Genomic DNA, 14,443 nt, shown 5'->3' with positions numbered 1-14,443 from the left:
CGGCCGCTCCCCTCCCCGTTGCCCGGCCGTCAGTCGGCCGGCGAGGCTGTTCCGTGCCCGGGGTCGACGAGCACGAGTTCGACGACGGGTACCTCCTGTTCGGGGCGAACGGTGGGCAACCGCAGCACCACGGACCCCTCCGGACCGGGGGCCACCCGGTGCGGGACGTCGGGCCGCCAGTCGCGGATCTCGGTGAACTCCACCTCCGCGCCGTCGTGCAGGAAGGCGGCGTACTCGAGGTGCCCCGCGAGTCCCGGCAACACCACCTGCCCGGAGGGCCAGGCGAAGAGGTGCAGGTAGAGCCGGTCGCCGCGCTGGGTGAGGCGGCAGTCGTCCGGGGTGGGGAACCGCGACGGCCCGGCCCCGTGGATGGCGTCGGAGTGGACCTCCAGCCAGTCACCGACCTCGGCGAGGAGGGCCCTGGCCCGGGGTTCGAACTCGCCCCGGGCGGTCGGGCCGACGTTGAGGAGCAGGTTGCCGTTCTTCGCGACGCCGTCCACCAGCACCCGGATCACCTGGCCGGCGTCGAGCCACTGCTGGAAGCCTGGCGCGTAGCCCCAGGACCCGTTGAGGGTGCGGCAGGTCTCCCAGGGGAGTCCCCGCTCGGCGAGGTCGTCGTGCGGGGACCGTTCCTCGGGGGTGAGGAAGTCGGCGGATCCGGGGAGGTCGAGGCGGTCGTTGACGAGCGTGGCGGGTGCGAGTTCCCGCACCATCGCGACGAGGTCCGCCGACCGCCAGTGGTCGCGTCCCTTGCCGTTGTCCAGGCCGGAAGCCGGCTCGGGGAAGGAGAAGTCGAACCACAACACGTCCGGCCGGTGGGCGGTCACCAGTTCCCGGACCTGGGCGTGCAGGTAGTCGACGTAGGAGTCGAGATCGCCCTCGTGGTTGTCGCCCCCGCGTTCCCAACGGGGGTGCATGCCGTCCCAGGGGTAGTCGGGGTGGTGCCAGTCGATCAGCGAGTAGTAGAAGCCGACGCGCAGGCCCTCGGCCCGGAAGGCGTCGACGAACTCGGCCAGCACGTCCCGGCCAGCGGGTGTGTTCGTCACCTTGTAGTCGGTGTGGGTGGAGTCCCACAGGCAGAAGCCCTCGTGGTGCTTGCTGGTCAGGATCGCGTACCGCATACCGGCTCGCCGGGCGTCACGCGCCCAGCGAGCCGGGTCGTAGCGGTCGCCCCGGAAGTGGCGGAAGTACCGGTCGTAGTGCTCGTCGTCGAGGTGTTCCCGCAGTTTGACCCACTCGTGCCTGGCGGCGAGGGAGTAGAGGCCCCAGTGCACGAAGAGGCCGAACCGGGCTTCGGTGAACCAGGCGGTCCGGGCCGCGACGGCGTCGGTCATTCCGGTGTCCTTCCTCGTGGGGTCGCCCATCCCCGGGTGCGCGTGCGCTGGTCGGCTCGGACGTCGACCACGGCCGGTGGATCAACCGCCCAGTTGTCGTTTCGCGTCGGTGAGGAAGCGCTCGACGCCCTCCTCGACGGTGAGGCGGCCGAAGGCGACGTCGTCGTTGACGCGCTGGAAGTCCCGCTTGACGGCGCCCTCACCCGGCGGGGGCGGCGGGGGTGCGGTGGCGAGCTGGTCGGCGATCTCCTCCTCGAAGGTGAACACCGCGAGCTCGGCGCCCTCCAACTCACCACCGACGGCCTCGCGGACCTCGGCGTTGACCGGCATCCCCCGCGTGGTGCCCTGGATGAGGCCCGCGTCGACATCGTTGATCATGAAGTCGACGAACAGGGCCGCCTCGGCGGGGTGGTCGGTGTTCGCGGCCACCGAGGCGAGCATGGACGGCTTCGCGTACTGCCCGAGCTCGTCACCGGAGGAGGGGAACGGGGCCAGGCCCATCGGGCGGCCCAGGGTCTGCTCGTAGGAGGTGAACCCGCTGTCGTAGCCGAACTCCGAGGCGGACCGGTTCTTGCCCATCGGGCTGGTGGCGATCGAGCCGTCCATGCCGGTGCTGATCTCCGGCGGGGTGGCGGCACCCGACTCGCGGAACTCGGCGGCGAGCTCCCAGAACTCGGCGAGGTCCTCGCCGTCGTAGCCGATCTGCCCGTCGTCGGTGAACAGCTCCTTGCCCTGCTGCCGCAGCCACACCTCGAACCAGTCCTCGGCGCCGCCGAAGTCGGAGGTGCCGAACACGGAGGGCTCCGCGTCGCTGCCCTCGCTGATCGCGAGGGCAGCGGCGTGGAAGTCGTCCCAGGTCCAGCCGTCCTCCGGCGTGACCCCGGCGTCCTCCCAGAGTTCGCTGTCGTAGATGAGGACCTGGGTGTTCTGCGCCATGGGGATCCCGAAGAGCTGACCGTCGAGCTGACCGGAGGCCAGCAGCTCGTCGGGGATGTCCTCGGTCGCGAGGTTCTCCCCCGCCTCGCCGCTGGCGAGGTCGAGCAGCACCCCCCGGTCCGCGTACTCCCGCAGGTACCGGTAGTCCATCTGCACGATGTCCGGGGCGTTGCCCCCGGCGACCTCGGTGGACAGCTTCTGGAAGTGGTTCTCGAAGGACGAGAAGGAGCTCTCCACCCTGATGTTCGGGTGGCGTTCCTCGAACAGGGCGATCGCCTCGTTCGTCGCCTGGGCACGGTCGTCGTTGCCCCAGTAGACGAAGCGGAGGGTGACGTCACCGTCGCCGCCGTCCTGCGATCCACACCCGGCCACCGCGACCGCAGCCGCCGCGGCGACGGCGAGAGGCCAACGTCTGCGCATGTTGCTGTCCTTCCTGGCTTCCCTTCCCGCCACCCCACGGCGCGGGGTCGGGGCCCGCCGAGATCGGCGCCCGCCGGTGCGGCCGTCGTGCCCGTTCCCGGCCGTGAGCGCGTCGTACGCGGGATCTGGTTGACCGAGTATGGGTGGTTCTCCCGGCCGGCCCGCCCTGTCATCGGATGTCTGGCCCTTCCCGGCCAATCCCCGTGGCCCCCGTGGGCCGGCGGGGTCGGGCGCCCGCGCCCCTCCGGGCGGGCGGTCGCCGGCCGCTCCGGTGGTCTGGTGGTCGAACGGCCTGGTCAGCGGGCCTGTCGGATGCCCTGGGGACCGGTGCGGCGGCGGGGAGGGTGCCAGCGGGACGGTTCCCCGGCGGGCGGCGGGCGATCGCCTAGGGTGGCGCCGGGCCACCCGTCGGCCGGCGAGGAGCGTCGGGCCGGGGACCCGCGGCCGCCCCCGGGGCGCACCGCCGTGGACGGGTCGCGGCGGGCCCCGAACAGGGAGGGAATCTCGACGTGAGTGCCGGAACCGCACCGACCAGGGACGAGGTCGTCCGAGCTCCGCTGTACCGGGATCCCGTGTACGACGGCGCCACCGACCCCACGTTGATCCACCACCGCGCGACCGGGGAGTGGTGGATGTTCTACACGCAGCGGCGGGCTACCGCCGACGTGGAGGGCTTCGCCTGGGTGCACGGCACGGACATCGGGGTGGCGACGAGTTCGGACGGGGGCGCGACCTGGCTGTACCGGGGGGTCGCCGAGGGCCTCGCCTTCGAGCGGGGGCGCAACACGTACTGGGCGCCCGAGGTGGTCTGGCACGAGGGCCAGTACCACATGTTCGTCTCCTACGTCCGGGGCGTGCCCACGGACTGGGTCGGCGAGCGGCTGATCCTGCACTACACGTCGTCGGACCTGTGGAGCTGGGAGTTCCGTTCGGAACTCGACCTGTCCAGCAGGAAGGTGATCGACGCCGCTGTCGCCCCGCTACCGGGGGGCGGCTGGCGCATGTGGTTCAAGGACGAGGCGGACGACAGCCACATCCACGCGGCGGACTCGCCTGACCTGTTCGACTGGACGACGGTCGGCCCGGTGATCACCGACCGCCCGCAGGAGGGGCCCACGGTCTTCTCGTTCGCCGGCAGCCACTGGATGATCAACGACTTCTGGTCCGGTCTGTCCGTCTACCGGTCGGATGACCTCACCGCCTGGGAACTCCAGGACGAACCGATCCTGGACCGGCCGGGGGTGCGGGACGGCGACGACGGGCTGGGGCACCACGCGGTCGCGATCACGCAGGGGGAACGGGCCTTCCTCGTGTACTTCACCGAGCCCGGCGGAGAGCGCCGGGCACGGGTGCAGGTCGCCGAGCTCAGGGTGGTGGACGGTCGGCTGACCTGTGACCGCGACGCGCCGTTCTCCCTCACCCTGGACGCGGCCCGCACCGTGGAGTCGCGTGGTGGCCAGTTGCCCGGCTGACCACCACGCGGCCCCGGTCAGGTCGTTCCGACGAGACCGCCGTCGGTGGTGGTCTGGAGCGGGAGCGCCGGGGGCCGGGCGCAGGTGCTGGCGACCCGGACCCCCGACCCCGTCTCGTTCGAGGTGAGCACCGAGCGCATGACGTCGAGGACGTGCAACGCGAGCCGCCCGCTGGCCCGGTGTTCGCGGTCGTGGGCCAGCGCGTCGGCGAGGTCGACCAGCCCGTAACCGCGTTCGGTGTCCGGTGCCCCGGCCTGGGGGTGCTGTTCGACCCAGCCGTCCGACCCCGACCGCCACAGTTCGCAGCTGCCGTCGAAGGCGTTCGGGTCGGGGACGGACAGGGTTCCGGCCGTGCCGTACACCTCGATCCTCGGCAGCCGGGACGCGGCGACGTCGAAGCTCACCATCAGGGTGCTGACCAGGCCGGACTCGTGGCGCAGCAACGCGGAGACGTGGGTGTCCACCTCGACCGGGACGCGGTCCCCCTGCCGGGGGCCGCTGCCCACCGTGCGGGTGTCGGTGGCGCGGCTCCCCGCCCCGAACACCTGCTCGACCGGGCCGAGGAGGCTGATCAGCGCGGTGAGGTAGTAGGGCCCCATGTCGAAGAGGGGTCCGGCGCCGGGCTGGTAGTAGAAGGCGGGGTCGGGGTGCCAGGTCTCGTGTCCCGGTGAGGTCCAGAACGCGGTGGCGGCGACGGCGTCGCCGACGGCGCCGGCGTCCAACAGGTGGCGTGCGGTCTGGAACCCGGTGCCCAGCACGGTGTCCGGCGCGCAGGCGACCCGCAGTCCCCGCCCCTCCGCGAAGTCCAGCACCGCCCCCGCCTCGGCCACGTCCAGGGCGAGCGGCTTCTCCACGTAGACGTGCTTGCCCGCCCGGAGCGCGGCCATGCTGACCCCGGTGTGCGCGGCGGGGATGGTCAGGTTGACCACCACGTCCACGTCCTCACTGCTCAGCAGTTCGCCCACGGATCGGGCGGTGGCGGGTGGGTACGCGGCGGCGAGCTCGGTCGCCCGGTCCTCGACGAGGTCGGCGACGGCCGTCAGGTTCAACTCGGGACGGTCGGCGATGGTGCGCGCGTACCGCCGGCTGATCGTGCCGGCTCCGATGATGCCGATGTTCAACGGGCGGCCCACAGCAGCCCCCTTCCCGTGATGTCTCGTACGGCTGGGTCGGTGAGGTCCGGCAGGTGGTGGCCGAGCGTGGAGACGAAGACCCGGCCACTCCCCCACGTGCGGGTCCAGATCGCGGGCATCGTGACCGGCTGGTCCCACGGGGTGTCGGGTCCGGCGGGCAGCACGGTCTCGGCGAGCACCTCGTTGTGGGAGTCGGTGGCGACCCAGTACTGCTCGGAGTGCAGGCGCAGCCGGTGGTGGCCGGCGACGACGGGGTGGTGGGCGTGGTCGGGCCGCACGGTGACCTCGAAGTCGGTCAGCCCCGGGGCGTGCCACAGGAACTGGCCACCGGTGAGGCGCTGGTAGTCGATGCTGCCCCGGAACGCGTCGATGATCCCGCCGTGCCAGCCGGCGAGACCGGTTCCGGCGCGGACCGCGTCGGCCAGGCCCCGGACCTGGTCCTCGGTGGCCTCGCCCATGGTCCAGCACTGCACCACCAGGTCGGTGGCCGCCATCCGCTCGTCGTCGGTGTAGACGTCGAGGGAGTCGAGGGTGTCGACGTCGAAGCCGTTGCCGCGCAGGAACGGCAGGAAGAGGTCGGTGGCGGCTCGCGGCTCGTGCCCGGGCCACCCGCCCCGCACCACGAGCGCCCGTCGGCGGTGGTCGGGCCCGCTCACCGCGTGCCCCCCGTCGACGCGGACCGCGCCCCTCGCGGGCTGTCTGACGTTGTCGTCGGGGTGTGTCGCACGAAGAATCCTCACCTCGTCGTGTCCGGTCGCCGTGCCCGTCGGGTGCGCCGCCGCGACCGCGTCCTCGCGCAACGCGCGGGTTCCCGGGCGTGGAAGCGGTTACCACCCAGTCAACCAGTCTGCCAGAACGCGTCCGCGCCGCGATGGGGCCGCCCGGTTCGCGGGGGACGCCCCGCGAACCGCCGAGCGGCGGTGGTGACGCCGCTCTGGGCGCCGAGGTCGCCAGCCGATGGTCGCCCGTCCCGGACTGGCCGTCCCGCCCGGGGCGAGGTGGGGCGGACCACGGGTGGGAACACCATCGCGGGCCGGGGCGGCCGGCCGTTCGAGCTGGTCACCGAGCGCTGGGCTGCCGCCCTCGGAGCCCGGGACTACCGTTCGGGGCGTGGGCGAGATCCTGGTGGGTACGGCGGGGTGGACCGATCCCACCCTGCTGGCCACCGACTGGTACCCGCCCGAGGCCCGGACCGCCGAGGACCGGCTCCGCTACTACGCCTCGCGGTTCCCCCTGGTGGAGGTCGACTCGACCTACTACGCCTCGCCGGCCGAGAACACCGCCCGGCTCTGGGCGGAGCGCACTCCCGCCGACTTCACCTTCACGGTCAAGGCGTTCTCCCTGCTGACCCACCACCCGACGAAACCCTCGGCCCTGCCGAAGGACCTGCGACCCGAGGGGTCGAGGAACCTCTACCAGCGGGACGCCGACCCCGGACTCGTGGAGTCGGTGTGGGAACGGTTCCTGTCGGCCCTGACACCGCTGCTCGACGCCGGGAAGTTGGGCGGGCTGCTCTTCCAGTTCCCGCAGTGGTTCCCGATCGGACGTCGGAACAAGCAGTACCTGCTCGAATGCCAGCGCCGGTGCGCTCCGGTCCCGGTCTGCGTCGAGTTCCGCAACCACACCTGGATGTCGGAGGCCAACCAGCGGGAGACCCTCGGGTTCCTCAGCGACCACGCGTTGCCCTACGTCTGCGTGGACATGCCCCAGGGCTATCCGAACTCGATCCCCCCGGTGCTGGCGGCCACCGCCGACCTCGCGGTCGTCCGGTTCCACGGCCACTCGGAGAAGTGGACCAGCCGCGACGTCCAGGAACGGTTCGGCTACCACTACAGCGGTCCGGAGCTGGCCGAGTGGGCGCCTCGCATCACCGACCTCGCCCAGCGGGCGGACCGCACCCACGTCGTGATGAACAACTGCCACGCCGACTACGCCCACACGAACGCCCAGCAGCTGTCGCACCTGCTGGTGGGCGGCTGACCCGGTAGGGCGGGCCCGCGCGCACCGCCCGGCGTGACCACCCCGACGGCGGGGTTCCCGGCGCGCCCCGCGGCCCCGGTCGGTACTCCACCACCCCCCGTGCTCGCGGCGGGTCGGAGCAGCCGAGACCGACCGCGCCCATTTCCCACGACCAACGACGGGACGATCTCCGCACCAGCACCCGGAGAATCCGGAGCCAGCACTTCTTCGCATTCCCCCGAATCCAGCGGAATTGTTCCGCCCGCCTGTTCCGGTCACCCTAACGGGCCGAACCGACAGGTTCCCGTTCGGCGGAACCACGCGGTACGGGTCAGGCTGCCCGTCGCAGCACCCCGGTCTCCACCGCCAGCAGCGCGCGGGGGTCGGTCCGCCGCTCGGTGGACCGGCGGCGCCGGGTCCTGACGGACCCCCCAGGGCGGGACGAACCCCGCCGAGCAGCCGAAACGGGCCGGTATCCCCGTGTCGTGGACCGCGCGGCGGCGGACGCCCCGGGTCGCGCCAGCCCGTCACGCGGGTTCTCGTTCGGCTCCGCCACCGGCGTTCCACCGCCCGCGACGGCGGAACCGGCGTCCGCTCCCGCCCGCCCGGCGGCCGCGCCGCCGGCGTCGCGGGCGGCGCCCACGAGGGCACGCTCAGCCATCAGGAACAGGACGCCGCCCGTGATGGACCAGAAAACGAGATTGACGAGACCGCCCACCGTGACCTCCGTGACTGAGCCGTTCTTCGACACCCCCGGAAAGAGCCCGGATATCGTGGTCGCCGAACTGTCGATTGCTTTGGTACCCGTGATGCGCCGAATCATGCTTCCCGAGTCCGACAATTCCTGATCAACGACGAATTCACTCCGTTCGGACCAGTACGCACTGGTCCGAACGGATCAATGGGGTGTCCTCGTGGGAACCACGTCCCGTGCCCAAGGAGCGCACCCGATGACCCCGGCGGGAAGGTGTGGGTGATGGATGGTGGACGGCCTGGGCCTGGAGCTGGGTGACGCCCGCCACCCCTACCGCGTCGGCCGGTCACCCGTGGCGGAGCGCTCCGTCACGGGCGGCACCTCCTCCGCTCCTTCGGCCGAGGCCACGGCGGAACGCGGGAGGAACGGGGTCAGCGCGAGCGAGACCACCAGGACGACCAGGTGGTACCCGAGCGCGGCGGCGGCCGCACCCAGGTGGTCGGAGGCGGTCGCGGAGCCAGCGGTCAGGAGTCCGAAGTAGAGGGTTCCGACCACCGCCACCCCGAAGGCACCTCCGCACTGCAACACCGCGTTCGCCACGCCGGAGCCGGCTCCGGCGTGGCGGGCGGGCACCTCGACGAGGGCAATGCTGGTGAGGATCGAGACGCACAGGCCCATTCCCAGGCCCATCACCGCGATCGGCAGGGCGATGGTCCAGGCCCCGCCGGAGCGGGCCACGTCCCCGAGCGCCAGTGCCAGCCCGGCGGTGGCGAGGCAGATGACCGACAGCCCGACCTGGACCAGTCGGCGTCCGGCGACCTGGACGTACCGCTGGGCAATGCTGGTCGTCGCGAGGACGCCCAGGGGGAACCCGACGACGACCAGGGCGGCTCCCATCGGCGTCCAGCCCAGGCCGAGTTGGAGCGCGTAGTGCAGGACGACGAACAGGGAGGAGAGGACCGAGTAGACGGCGAACATCACGACGAGTCCGACAGTGAAGGAACGGCGCCGCAGCAGCGCGGGCGGCACCAGCGCGTCCTCACCGAGGCCCCGCCGCCGCTGGCTGCGGTGGAAGGCGGCGAACAGGGGCACCGCCAGGACCGCGAGGGCCACCGTCCACCAGGGCCAGCCGGCCTCACGCCCCTGCACGAGCGGCACCATCACCGCCGAGGTGGCGGCCACGAGGAGGGCGAGCCCGAGCAGGTCGACGCGTCGCACCTCGGAGGACCGCGACTCCGGCATCCAGCGGAGCGCTCCGAGGAGGGCGAGCAGCCCGATGGGCACGTTGACGTAGAACAGCCCCCTCCACCCGAGGCCAAGCGGGTCGACGTGCAGGAACAGCGCCCCGAGGAGTGGACCTCCGACGTTGGCGAGGCTGAGCACCGCTCCGTACACGACGAAGGCGCGGGGTCGCTCCTCCGGTCCGAAGACCTGCACGATCAGCGCCATCGCCTGCGGAACCATCAGCGCCGCGCCCAATCCCTGCGCGACCCTGCCGGCGACCAGGACGCCACCGGACGCCGCCGCGCCGCACACGACCGAGGAGAGCACGAACAGGGCGGTGCCGACGAGGAAGACTCGCCGGCGCCCGTGGACGTCTCCCAGGCGTCCGCCGGGGATCATGCCCAACGCGAAGGCCAACAGGTAGGCGGCGACGATCCACTGGACCTCCGCGTCCGTCGCCTGGAGGTCGGCCTGGACGCGGGGCAGGACCACGCTCACCATCGTGCCGTCCACGAGGTCCATGAAGACCGCGACGAGGACGACCGCGAACGCGGCCCACCGGCCGCGCGGCGGCGACGACGATCTCGCGGTGTTTGACATGATCCACCCTCCAGTACAGGTCCGCTCCGAGAAGAACGAAAATAGAGCATCTCTAAAGTAGAGACAAAGGAGGGGTATGAGCCCGGACAGCGGCCAGACCGAGAACGGGCGCACCGACGCCCTGTACGACGCGTTGCGCGAACAGGCGATGCGCGCCGTGCTCTTCCATCTGGATGTGGCCAACCGCGTCGGCATCAGCATCACCGACGTCGGGTGCCTTGGCGTGCTCGACAAGGAGGGCGCCATGTCGGCCGGCCAGCTCGCCGAGCGCATCGGCCTGTCGCGAGGCGGGGCGATCACGGCGGCGGTGGACCGCCTGGAGCGGGGCGGTTTCGTCACCCGGCGCCGCGACACCTCGGACCGGCGACGGGTGATCGTCGAGATCGTGCGGGGCGGACCGTACGACCGGGTCGTCGCGGCGCTGGACAGCCTCAGCAGCGCCTACCGAGAACTCATCGCCGGCTACGACGACACCGAGGCGCGACTGCTGCTCGACTTCACCCGCCGCGCCAACGCCGTCGTGACCGAGCACCTGACGGGCCAACCGCCCACGGGGCGCTGATCCCGCCCCGCCGGGTCGCGCTCGCGGGGGACGAGGCCGCCCGCGCTCAGTCCCCCGTGGGCCGGAGGCGAAGCTCGGTCTCGACGATCCGGTGCAGGTGCCGCCGGGCCTGCTCAGCGGTCAGCGGCGGCGCCTGCCGCAGCCACTGGAGCGCGAGACCGTCGATCAACGCCACCTGGTGCACGGCGGACTCCTCCAGGTCCGCACAGCCGAACTCCCCCTCGGGCGGTGGACACCGCGCCCCACAGGCGGTGCCCGGCGGGGACGGTGTACCCGGTGGCGGTCAGCCCGACCTCCACGTCCTCCTTCGCCCCTTCGCACCTCGGAGGACCGCGACTCGGACATCCACCGACGCGCCCCGACGGGAGCGAGCAACCCGATGGGCACCTCGACGTGGACCACCCCCCTTGTCGTCGACGGAACCTGGAGACTCATCTCCAGTGCGGTCGTGGAGCGCCAGACCGCCTGGTCCAACGGCATGAAGTAAGCCGGGTTCCGCTGACGGGTTCTCGCGGTTCCCGCGCTTGCTCGTCACCGTGCTGCCCCTCGAACGGTCCTCCCCCACACCGAACAAGGCCGTTCGCACCCCCAGGCCATCACCTGTTGCTACGGTCCATCACTGTCCGCAATCGCTTTGTGGGGGTGCTCAGTGTCCGTCGCCGACGTCGTCGCCCAGGCACGCACGGCCCTCCTGGAAATCGAGGAAGCCCAACGCGACCTGGTCGCGGCGCTCGACAGGGCGGAACGGGGCTGCCAACTCTCTGCCCAACTCCTCTTAGCTTCAGCGCACCACGACGTGGTGTGGACGGTGAAGGCCGCCGCCGACGCGGCCCAGCCACTGAAGCAGGCGTACGCCGCGTTCGGCCGGTCCGCCGACCTGATCCGCCACTACCTCGACACCATCGCAGGCGGAAACCACTCAGGGCCGGTAACACCCCCGCCCAGCCCTACGTCCGTAGTTCCACCGGCCGCGCCGACCGCTCCTACGGACGCGGCGCCACTGGCCGCGCCGCCGACGGTGGGAACGTGGCGAGGGAAGACCGCGAGCGAGTACGCGAGGAACGAAGGCGAGGGGATCGGGCGGCTTTCCCCGCGAGGACGACGCACGGTGGTGCGCGAAGTCGATAGCGCCAAGGAAGTGCGTGACATATTCGATTCCCTCTCCCGGGGGGCTCGTAGGATCGATGTTCCCGGGTACAACGGGATTATGACCATAGACTCGGACGGTACTAGGATTGGGTATCGATACACCTCGGCAACAACGAAGGATGAACCCACTCTCGACGTTCGAGATGCAGATCAGAACGTGTTCAAAGTACACGTTGCAACGAAAGATTGATATTGATGGATATTGACCACGAGGTCCGTGAGTCGGTGTGCGATCTCACCCGGTATGACTACGTCATGATGACAGACGTCATCGGGATCATGGTTCACTTCGGAGGGAAGGAGTACAAGCATCTGATCAGTCGGGCGGGTCGTATAGCGGCCCAACTCGTTCGCGAGGGCAAGATCACCGCCGGCGACCTCCGCGAAGACGGCTTCGCGGCTTGGGATAGCACACCGGAGGAATCAGCGGCGCGTATTGAACGCGAGACCCGGGAGTACGAGGAGAACGGGCGCGAAGTCGACTTCGGCGATATCGCGTGGTTCTCGTGAACGACGTGGAACGAGCCCCCGACCAGGTGTGACGCTGATCGAGGGCTCGTTGGAGACTGGTTACAGGCGGCCGGACTTCACTGCCGAGAGGAAGGCCGCGAACGTGTCACGGTCGACGACCAGCATTCCGCCGTCACGGTTCTTGGTGTCGCGGACGGCCGCGAGGTCGGCGGCGCGGCCTACCTCAACACACTGCCCACTGTCGCCGCTCCGACTCGACTTACGCCAAGTTTTGATGCCCATGACTCTCCTCATCATACTTCGCCTGGTACTTGAGCAGGACGTCATTGCTTTCGTCGACGTTGAGCGCGATGGTGTGCAGCTTTTCGACTGCTCGCACGAAAATTTCCGTGTCGCGCTCCCGGTCCAGCCATGACGCCGTACGCAGGTTCTCCAGGTAGACTAGCGGAGATGTTTCGTTCTCGGGAAACGTCAGGAGCATAAACGGGCTGATCTGACCGAGATAGCATCCCGCTGAAAATGAGATAATTCTCACAGTGATGTTTGGCTCTTCCGATACGCGAAGCATGTACCGGATTTGATCGGACATGACCTCACTTGAGCCAGCAGGGCGCGCAAGTGCCGCTTCATCCAAGAATGCGGTGTAGCGGGGAGCACGCCGCCCGGTGAGCACACCTTGCCGACCAGCCCTAATGTAGAGCAGATCGCCTATGTTTGATGCTTCGTCGTCGGCAGTGATGACAGCCGTAGCGTAGTCGCGAGTTTGCAGTAGGCCCGGAATGTACGAGCTGACGTTAACGATGTGGTCTGCCTCGACTTCGTACGAGATCAACGCGGACAGCTCGTCATCAATCGCCGCGCTGGGAGTCCACGGGCTGACGCGCAGGTCGGCGAAACGGTCAAGCCACCGCCTCTTGACATCAAGGGAGACTTCCAGGAGGTCCGCGAGCTCGTTCAGGATCTCTTCTGAGAACTCGACCTCACCGCGTTCGAGGCGGTTCACCCACGCCCCGTTCTTCCCCGCGAGGCGCGCAAGTTCGCGAACTCCAACGCCTGCTTCCGTGCGCGCTCGGCCGATGGCTGCTCCCAGCGCCCGCGCGACGGGTGTTCGCAGTGTCCGTGACATGGCAGCAGCCTAGTGGATCGACATACGTACCAGTAACAGTTCACTCGACTGGGCACTAGACGCGATGTGTGAGACACAGCAACTCTTACGTGGACAGTGGAGCTGTATCGGATACAGCAGCCAAACGGCAGAAGGGGCCGCTATGTGGGCGTTGGTCTGGCTGGTCGTGTCGGGGATGGGCGTAGCCCTGTTGTTGCGGGGCGCGGCGTGGCTCGCGGAACGAGGCTTGCCACCGGAGCCTGACAAGCACCGAGCTGTCGAGTACGACCCCGCGACGCGAAGCTTCCGCTCGCTGACGGGTGGGGGTACCCGGTGACCGGTCACGGCGGGGACCTCGCTGACACCGCACGGGCACGCGACCTCCTCGCGGTGCGTGCCTTCGAGGCGCAGCGACGTCGTCGGCGCCGTCGGCGTATCGCCACGGTGGCGCGCGTGGTCGCCCTGGCCCTGCTGGCCGCGGTCACGGTTCTGGCCATCCTGGCGGCCCTGGCCGCCTGATCCTGTTGACCGTTGTCGGGGGACGCTCAATGAATGGACATGTACACCGATTCGTGGGGCCGGGGAGTCTGCCACCGGTCTGGCGGATCGACGCGCGACCACCTGCCGGCTGGTTGTGGTGGCGGCACCTGGTAATCGGCACCTACGGCGAACACCTCACCGGTACTACCGTCCACACCGTCTGCGGACACGCGGTCGTCGTGGGCCACGAGGAACGACCAGACGAGATCCCGTACCAGCCCTGCGGGCACTGTGCGCAGATCATGAAACCTGACCTGTTCGCGGCGCTGGTCGTGCCCGGATACACGGCGGCTCACCTGACGCGGGAACGCACCGACGTCGACGTGTGGACGGAATGCGGCATCCGGGCACCAGCAGCCGATACCGAACTCCTCAGCCTGCTCACCCCCGGGGTGGAGTTCTGCCTGGCCTGCTGGTTCCCCCACAACAGGGAGGGGGAACCGTGGTGAGCCCGTACGCGCCCGCCACCCGGCTCACCCACGCCGTCCTCGCGGGACGCCTCGACCGGTCGGCGCCGGTCACGGTGCTGACCGCCACGGCCTGCCGGGTGCACGGGCTGACCGTGGCCGGCGCGGCCGTGCTGGAGATCGTCGCCGACGGCCCCACCACGGCCAGCGCGGTACGCCACCAGGTGGGGCTGTCCCACCCGGCGTGGGAGGCAATCCGCAAGCACCTCCAGCGTCGTCACCTGCTGCTGCGGGGCGTGGCCCGCGCCAGCCCTGCCCCCGGGGCGCCAGTGTTGCGGCGCCACCAGCTCACCGAAGGAGGGCGTGCGCTGGTGGGCCGGCTGACACCGCTGCTGATGATCATCCTGGATTACTTCGAGTTCCAGGAATAGAGCAGG

At 70.2% G+C, this 14,443-nt stretch carries 17 protein-coding genes; 8 read left to right on the top strand and 9 right to left on the bottom strand.

Annotated elements, in window-relative coordinates:
• Positions 1–29: 29 nt before the first annotated feature.
• Positions 30–1,334, bottom strand: coding sequence for an alpha-L-fucosidase (locus tag C1701_RS21725; protein ID WP_103056522.1), 1,305 nt, complete (start codon positions 1,332–1,334; stop codon positions 30–32).
• A gap of 81 nt (positions 1,335–1,415) precedes the next feature.
• Positions 1,416–2,690, bottom strand: coding sequence for an ABC transporter substrate-binding protein (locus tag C1701_RS21720; RefSeq protein ID WP_026418717.1), 1,275 nt, complete (start codon positions 2,688–2,690; stop codon positions 1,416–1,418).
• A gap of 509 nt (positions 2,691–3,199) precedes the next feature.
• On the opposite strand from C1701_RS21720, the gene C1701_RS21715 reads away from it, so the two are divergent.
• Positions 3,200–4,162 carry a glycosyl hydrolase gene (locus C1701_RS21715; protein WP_026418716.1) on the top strand — a complete coding sequence of 321 codons (963 nt, stop codon included), beginning with the start codon at positions 3,200–3,202 and terminating at the stop codon, positions 4,160–4,162.
• Positions 4,163–4,179: 17 nt separating this feature from the next.
• On the opposite strand, the gene C1701_RS21710 is transcribed toward C1701_RS21715, so the two are convergent.
• Positions 4,180–5,295, bottom strand: coding sequence for a Gfo/Idh/MocA family protein (locus C1701_RS21710; protein WP_103056521.1), 1,116 nt, complete (start codon positions 5,293–5,295; stop codon positions 4,180–4,182).
• Entirely contained in the window at positions 5,280–6,095 is an 816-nt protein-coding gene (locus tag C1701_RS21705; RefSeq protein WP_245588780.1) for a ThuA domain-containing protein, read from the bottom strand. The genes C1701_RS21710 and C1701_RS21705 overlap by 16 nt, the downstream gene beginning before the upstream one ends.
• A gap of 310 nt (positions 6,096–6,405) precedes the next feature.
• Between C1701_RS21705 and C1701_RS21700 the strand changes: the two genes are divergently transcribed.
• Positions 6,406–7,275 (top strand): DUF72 domain-containing protein, encoded by an 870-nt coding sequence (locus tag C1701_RS21700; protein WP_103056520.1) that lies wholly within the window; start codon positions 6,406–6,408, stop codon positions 7,273–7,275.
• 310 nt (positions 7,276–7,585) lie between these two features.
• On the opposite strand, the gene C1701_RS21695 is transcribed toward C1701_RS21700, so the two are convergent.
• Both C1701_RS21695 and C1701_RS21690 read right to left on the bottom strand, forming a co-directional pair.
• Positions 7,586–7,972, bottom strand: coding sequence for a hypothetical protein (locus C1701_RS21695; RefSeq protein ID WP_030106049.1), 387 nt, complete (start codon positions 7,970–7,972; stop codon positions 7,586–7,588).
• Between the two features lie 306 nt (positions 7,973–8,278).
• The gene (locus C1701_RS21690) at positions 8,279–9,772 is read right to left on the bottom strand and encodes an MFS transporter (RefSeq protein WP_103056519.1); all 1,494 of its coding nucleotides are present in this window, start codon (positions 9,770–9,772) and stop codon (positions 8,279–8,281) included.
• Between the two features lie 76 nt (positions 9,773–9,848).
• Between C1701_RS21690 and C1701_RS21685 the strand changes: the two genes are divergently transcribed.
• A complete protein-coding gene (locus C1701_RS21685; RefSeq protein WP_026418711.1) occupies positions 9,849–10,334 on the top strand; it encodes a MarR family winged helix-turn-helix transcriptional regulator in 486 nt (161 codons plus the stop codon).
• A 46-nt stretch (positions 10,335–10,380) separates the two neighbouring features.
• Here the strand turns inward: C1701_RS21685 and C1701_RS21680 are convergent, their stop codons facing one another.
• Positions 10,381–10,518 (bottom strand): TetR family transcriptional regulator C-terminal domain-containing protein, encoded by a 138-nt coding sequence (locus C1701_RS21680; protein ID WP_337661877.1) that lies wholly within the window; start codon positions 10,516–10,518, stop codon positions 10,381–10,383.
• A 465-nt stretch (positions 10,519–10,983) separates the two neighbouring features.
• On the opposite strand from C1701_RS21680, the gene C1701_RS27785 reads away from it, so the two are divergent.
• Together C1701_RS27785 and C1701_RS21675 are read left to right on the top strand one after the other, a co-directional pair.
• The gene (locus C1701_RS27785; RefSeq protein WP_155886116.1) at positions 10,984–11,673 is read left to right on the top strand and encodes a hypothetical protein; all 690 of its coding nucleotides are present in this window, start codon (positions 10,984–10,986) and stop codon (positions 11,671–11,673) included.
• Between the two features lie 5 nt (positions 11,674–11,678).
• Complete coding sequence (locus C1701_RS21675; RefSeq protein WP_035292033.1) at positions 11,679–11,993, top strand: hypothetical protein; 315 nt, start codon at positions 11,679–11,681, stop codon at positions 11,991–11,993.
• A gap of 60 nt (positions 11,994–12,053) precedes the next feature.
• Here the strand turns inward: C1701_RS21675 and C1701_RS21670 are convergent, their stop codons facing one another.
• Positions 12,054–12,236 carry a DUF397 domain-containing protein gene (locus tag C1701_RS21670; protein ID WP_081715410.1) on the bottom strand — a complete coding sequence of 61 codons (183 nt, stop codon included), beginning with the start codon at positions 12,234–12,236 and terminating at the stop codon, positions 12,054–12,056.
• Positions 12,214–13,080 carry a helix-turn-helix domain-containing protein gene (locus C1701_RS21665; protein ID WP_103056517.1) on the bottom strand — a complete coding sequence of 289 codons (867 nt, stop codon included), beginning with the start codon at positions 13,078–13,080 and terminating at the stop codon, positions 12,214–12,216. Before C1701_RS21665 ends, C1701_RS21670 begins: the two co-directional genes overlap by 23 nt.
• A 312-nt stretch (positions 13,081–13,392) precedes the next feature.
• Here C1701_RS21665 and C1701_RS21660 point away from each other — a divergent pair, with 312 nt between their 5' ends.
• From C1701_RS21660 to C1701_RS21650, 3 genes are read left to right on the top strand one after another with little or no spacing between them, the layout of a single operon-like run.
• Complete coding sequence (locus C1701_RS21660) at positions 13,393–13,578, top strand: hypothetical protein (RefSeq protein WP_026418709.1); 186 nt, start codon at positions 13,393–13,395, stop codon at positions 13,576–13,578.
• 29 nt (positions 13,579–13,607) lie between these two features.
• Positions 13,608–14,048, top strand: coding sequence for a hypothetical protein (locus C1701_RS21655; RefSeq protein ID WP_155886115.1), 441 nt, complete (start codon positions 13,608–13,610; stop codon positions 14,046–14,048).
• Positions 14,045–14,437, top strand: coding sequence for a hypothetical protein (locus tag C1701_RS21650; RefSeq protein ID WP_156038500.1), 393 nt, complete (start codon positions 14,045–14,047; stop codon positions 14,435–14,437). The genes C1701_RS21655 and C1701_RS21650 overlap by 4 nt, the downstream gene beginning before the upstream one ends.
• Positions 14,438–14,443: the final 6 nt, after the last annotated feature.

Origin of the sequence: Actinoalloteichus sp. AHMU CJ021 (assembly GCF_002895405.1) — a bacterium.
GTDB classification, from domain to species: Bacteria; Actinomycetota; Actinomycetes; order Mycobacteriales; family Pseudonocardiaceae; genus Actinoalloteichus_B; species Actinoalloteichus_B caeruleus.
The sequence above is the reverse complement of the archived record's forward strand: the minus strand, read 5'-3'. Positions and strand labels throughout refer to the sequence as shown.